5 protein-coding genes and 1 pseudogene are annotated in these 4,109 nt (G+C 34.0%); all 6 read left to right on the top strand.

The features are described from left to right. Nucleotides 1-655, top strand: a 655-nt coding sequence (locus ACJMLH_RS00460) for an ABC transporter permease (protein WP_405273999.1), incomplete at its 5' end; no start/stop codon positions are given. A gap of 54 nt (nt 656-709) precedes the next feature. Beyond that, entirely contained in the window at nt 710-1,213 is a 504-nt protein-coding gene (locus tag ACJMLH_RS00465; protein ID WP_405274000.1) for a GNAT family N-acetyltransferase, read from the top strand. A 113-nt stretch (nt 1,214-1,326) separates the two neighbouring features. Then, complete coding sequence (gene truA, locus ACJMLH_RS00470) at nt 1,327-2,187, top strand: tRNA pseudouridine(38-40) synthase TruA (RefSeq protein ID WP_405274001.1); 861 nt, start codon at nt 1,327-1,329, stop codon at nt 2,185-2,187. 43 nt (nt 2,188-2,230) lie between these two features. Further along, nucleotides 2,231-2,536, top strand: a complete 306-nt coding sequence (locus ACJMLH_RS00475) for a hypothetical protein (RefSeq protein ID WP_405274002.1) — start codon at nt 2,231-2,233, stop codon at nt 2,534-2,536. An 81-nt stretch (nt 2,537-2,617) separates the two neighbouring features. Then, nucleotides 2,618-3,940: a non-hydrolyzing UDP-N-acetylglucosamine 2-epimerase gene (gene wecB, locus ACJMLH_RS00480; protein ID WP_405274003.1), complete on the top strand. Its 1,323-nt coding sequence runs from the start codon at nt 2,618-2,620 to the stop codon at nt 3,938-3,940. Further along, nucleotides 3,924-4,109, top strand: a pseudogene (locus ACJMLH_RS00485) (carboxylate--amine ligase); the annotation flags it as partial. The gene wecB and the pseudogene ACJMLH_RS00485, both read left to right, overlap by 17 nt.

Raw genomic sequence — 4,109 nt, forward strand, 5'->3', positions numbered from 1 at the left:
TTGGATGGGAAGAGACATGTTTCAGCGAACAATTGCAGGACTTGGATTAAGTATTATGGTAGGTTTTTTCGCATCTGCAGTAAGTACCTGTATTTCCATAATCTTAGGATTATTTTCAAGTTTCAACAGATTTGCTGATGAATTTGTCGCTGGAATAATTGATTTATTCGGTTCAATTCCTCATATTCTCTTAATCATTCTTGTTTCTATCATGTTTGGTGGTGGAGTTTATGGTGTTATCATGGGTGTGGGTTTAACTCACTGGACACCTCTTGCAAGGGTTTTAAGGTCTGAAGTAAAAGAGATTAGAACTAAAGAATATATTCATTTGGCCGAAAATCTTGGAAAATCCAAAGTATGGATTGCAATTAAACACATATTGCCTTTAATCGTATCTCAGATTATTGTCGGTGTAATCTTAATGTTCCCTCATGCAATCATGCACGAAGCGGCAATTACATTTTTAGGATTTGGATTACCTCCTCATGAACCGGCAATTGGTGTGATATTGTCAGAATCCATGCACTATTTATCTTCAGGATATTGGTGGTTAGCATTTTACCCAGGTGTATCTTTATTGCTTGTTGTATTGTTATTTGATTTAATCGGGGAAAATGTTGAAAAATTACTCAATCCTGAAACAGCACAGGAATAAGAGAAATATCTCATATTTCTCTTTTTATTTTTATTTTTAAAATTTAGGGATATTATGAACATTAACGTTAGAGAAATTAAAGATAATGATTTGGAAATTAACGCCGCAAAAGACTTTTTGTTTAATCAAATTGACAAAGAATATCATATTGGCCCAACTCCAAAATTTCACTATGATATTTTTGATTTAAGAGATTACTATATTTCACCGGATAAAAGCAATTTCTTTGTTGCTATTGATGATGAAAAAATAGTAGCAACAGCAGCTATCCGACCTTATGATAAAGATTATGAGTTTTTTAAAGGCATTTACTCAAAGGATGATACTGCAAGCCTATGGAGATTGATGGTGGATAAAGAGTATAGGCGTAATGGTCTTGCAAGAATTCTTGTGGAACTAATGGAAGATTTTGCCAGAATTGAGGGTTATGACAGAATATATTTGCATAGCCATAGGTATCTTGAAGCTGCAATTCCTTTTTGGAAATCAATGGGCTATGAGACAACTCTTGAAGAAGACGACTATGACGAAACCACTCATATGATTAAAAATTTGTAAAAATATTTATTTTTAACATATAAATAGCTGTTTTTTAGCTATTTTATTTTCTATTAATTTTCGCTGATTTTTCCTAAAAACTTATTTTATATTGAAATTATATAGTATATTTGATGAAGCGAACAGCACTTAAAATCGGATATATAGGAACTAATTTCCATGGTTTTCAAAGGCAGCCAGATTTAAGGACAGTTGAGGAGGAGCTGATTTATCATTTACGTAAACTAGATTATATTGATGATTTGAAAAAGTCCAGATTCAGGATTGCAGGCCGAACTGATGCGGGAGTTCACAGTTTGGGTAATGTAATCAGTTTTCAGTCTGAAAAAGAAGTAAGGGTCAATGAAATTAACAATTCCTTGCCAGATGATATTCAGATTCTTGCAAGCGCTCCTGTAAGGTATGCTTTCAAGCCAAGATATGCTCAAATGAGACAATACAGGTATATGCTTTTTGATGATTTGGACATTGACAAGCTCCGGGAATGTGCTGAAATATTCAAGGGAACCCACAACTTTACAAATTTCACAAAACGCTTTCAAAAAACAACCACAAGAACAATTGATGATATTAAAATCAGTAAGGTGGATTTGGATGACTATCACAAAAAGGAATTCCCTAATCTCCATGATACAATATCTCCGATTTTCGTTGACATATATGGAGAGTCATTCTTGTGGAACATGGTTCGAAAGATGATGAGGGTGTTTATTGATGTAGCTATTGGAAAGATGGATTTGGATGAGGTGGAAAGACTATTGAATCCTGCTGAAGATGAACCAAGAGCATACATTAAAGTCACAGAGCCGGATTATCTTATTTTGATGGATATACAGTATGACGGCATCAAGTTTACATATGACGATTATGCCTGCGAGAGGTTCAGGCGTGTTCTGGTCGCATCTCTGGACAATCTTCAAAAAAGATACGCAATCCGTGAATCGATGATAAGAAGTTTGTCTGATTTGCATTAACATTAATATATTTAAAATACAAATAAATACGTAAGGTGTATCAATGTCAAGGGTATATTACATTTTTGATAAAGTTTCCATCATAACTATAATCATTGGTTTTGTTTTAGGAATTTATTTGGCCATAAACCACAACACTGCATATTTATGGTTTGATGCAATTCCGTTTATTATTGTAATTGCCGCAATAATGACAATACCTCCGATAATCGATTCACTCTATTCCAGGAAAAAAAATAATGAAGATTTTTCATGGCCGGCTATCGTTGAGGCGTATCTCCTTAATGTGGCAATACTTGTTGTTTGTACCGCTTTCGGCATTGTTATAGGTTCATTTTATTCCGGGTAATTTTTTTGCTGACTAATTTTTTAATCATTTTTTAAAATTATTTAAATCATTTAATTAAATATATTAATTGAGGGATTATTCATGAAAATAGCAACAATTTTAGGTACCCGGCCGGAAATTATTAAGATGGCTCCTATCATTGCTGAAATAGCTAAAAGAAACATTAATCAAATTGTTTTACATACAGGTCAGCATTATGATAAGGAAATGTCTGATAACTTCTTTAGGGATTTGGAAATTCCTGCTCCAGATTATAATATTCAGGTCGGATCAGGCACTCATGGAAAACAAACAGGACTCATGATGGAAGGTATTGAAAAAATACTGATGGAAGAAAAACCTGATATTGTCCTAGTTCAGGGAGACACTAATGCAGTGCTTGCAGGAGCACTGGTCTGTGCAAAATTGCACATTGCGGTAGGTCACGTTGAAGCGGGACTCAGGTCATTTGATTTAACAATGCCTGAAGAGATAAACAGGAGAGTTGCTGATGTTTGTTCTATAATGTATTATATTCCTACAGAAGAATCTGCAATAAATCTTCTGGCTGAAGGATTTTCAAGAGAAAACTTATTCATCACAGGAAATACTGTTGTCGATGCTTGCTTTAGGCACTTGGAAATAGCTAAAAAAAGAGGATTTGAAGAAGAATCTCTTAAAGAATTGGATATTGACAATATGGATAATATTCTAACGCTTACAATGCACAGGGCAGAAAACGTAGATGTTAAGGACAGAGTGAAAAATATCATTGATGCCCTGAAGGAATTAAAGGACATGAACATTGTTTTTCCGATTCATCCAAGAACCAAGCACACGCTTGAAAATTTTGGTCTGTTTGATGAGCTAAATAATTTGGACCATGTTCACATTGTAAAACCTATCGGCTATTTGGATTTCTTGCTTTTAACCTCAAAATCAACATTGATATTAACAGACTCTGGAGGTCTTCAAGAAGAAGCAATAACTCTTGATGTTCCTGCATTAACATTAAGATACAATACTGAAAGGCCGGAAACTGTAACGGCCGGAGGAAACATATTGGTGGGTGCCAACAAGGAAGCTATTTTGGAAAATGCAAATAAAATTTTAAATGATAAAGAATTTGCAGAAAAAATGAAAAGTGCCATAAACCCCTATGGTCAGGGTGATGCTGCGGTAAAAACTGTCGATGCAATCGAACAGTACTATAAAGAAGGCATTTTAAACATCACTGCTCCGGAAGACATAATGGATTCATTTACAAGAAAAATGGCACAAATTGATAATGATATTACTGTAAGTGAATTTGAACAGGCTGAAGATGCACTAGTCCACATGGTCTTTGATGGGGATAAAATGAGATTTCCAGCCGATGAACTAAACTTAAAAGGAATGATGATTACTTATGACAAAAGAAAATGATTCAATTTTGGTATTCGAATATTTCACTGCTTCAGGCGAAAAAGATAAATGCATAATTTCAGAAGCAGAAGCATTAATATTCGCACTTTTAGATGATTTAAAAGATTTCAAAAAAGATGTAGTGATAAACAAATCATATGAAAAAGCTATAAATGGTTTTGATAATGTA

It is taken from the genome of Methanobrevibacter sp., from assembly GCF_045116495.1.
Classification (GTDB): Archaea; Methanobacteriota; Methanobacteria; order Methanobacteriales; family Methanobacteriaceae; genus Methanocatella.

Coding starts and splice junctions, on each gene's coding strand:
- ACJMLH_RS00465 (WP_405274000.1), top strand. CDS start 710: ATGAACATTAACGTTAGAGAAATTAAAGATAATGATTTGGAAATTAAC.
- truA (WP_405274001.1), top strand. CDS start 1,327: ATGAAGCGAACAGCACTTAAAATCGGATATATAGGAACTAATTTCCAT.
- ACJMLH_RS00475 (WP_405274002.1), top strand. CDS start 2,231: ATGTCAAGGGTATATTACATTTTTGATAAAGTTTCCATCATAACTATA.
- wecB (WP_405274003.1), top strand. CDS start 2,618: ATGAAAATAGCAACAATTTTAGGTACCCGGCCGGAAATTATTAAGATG.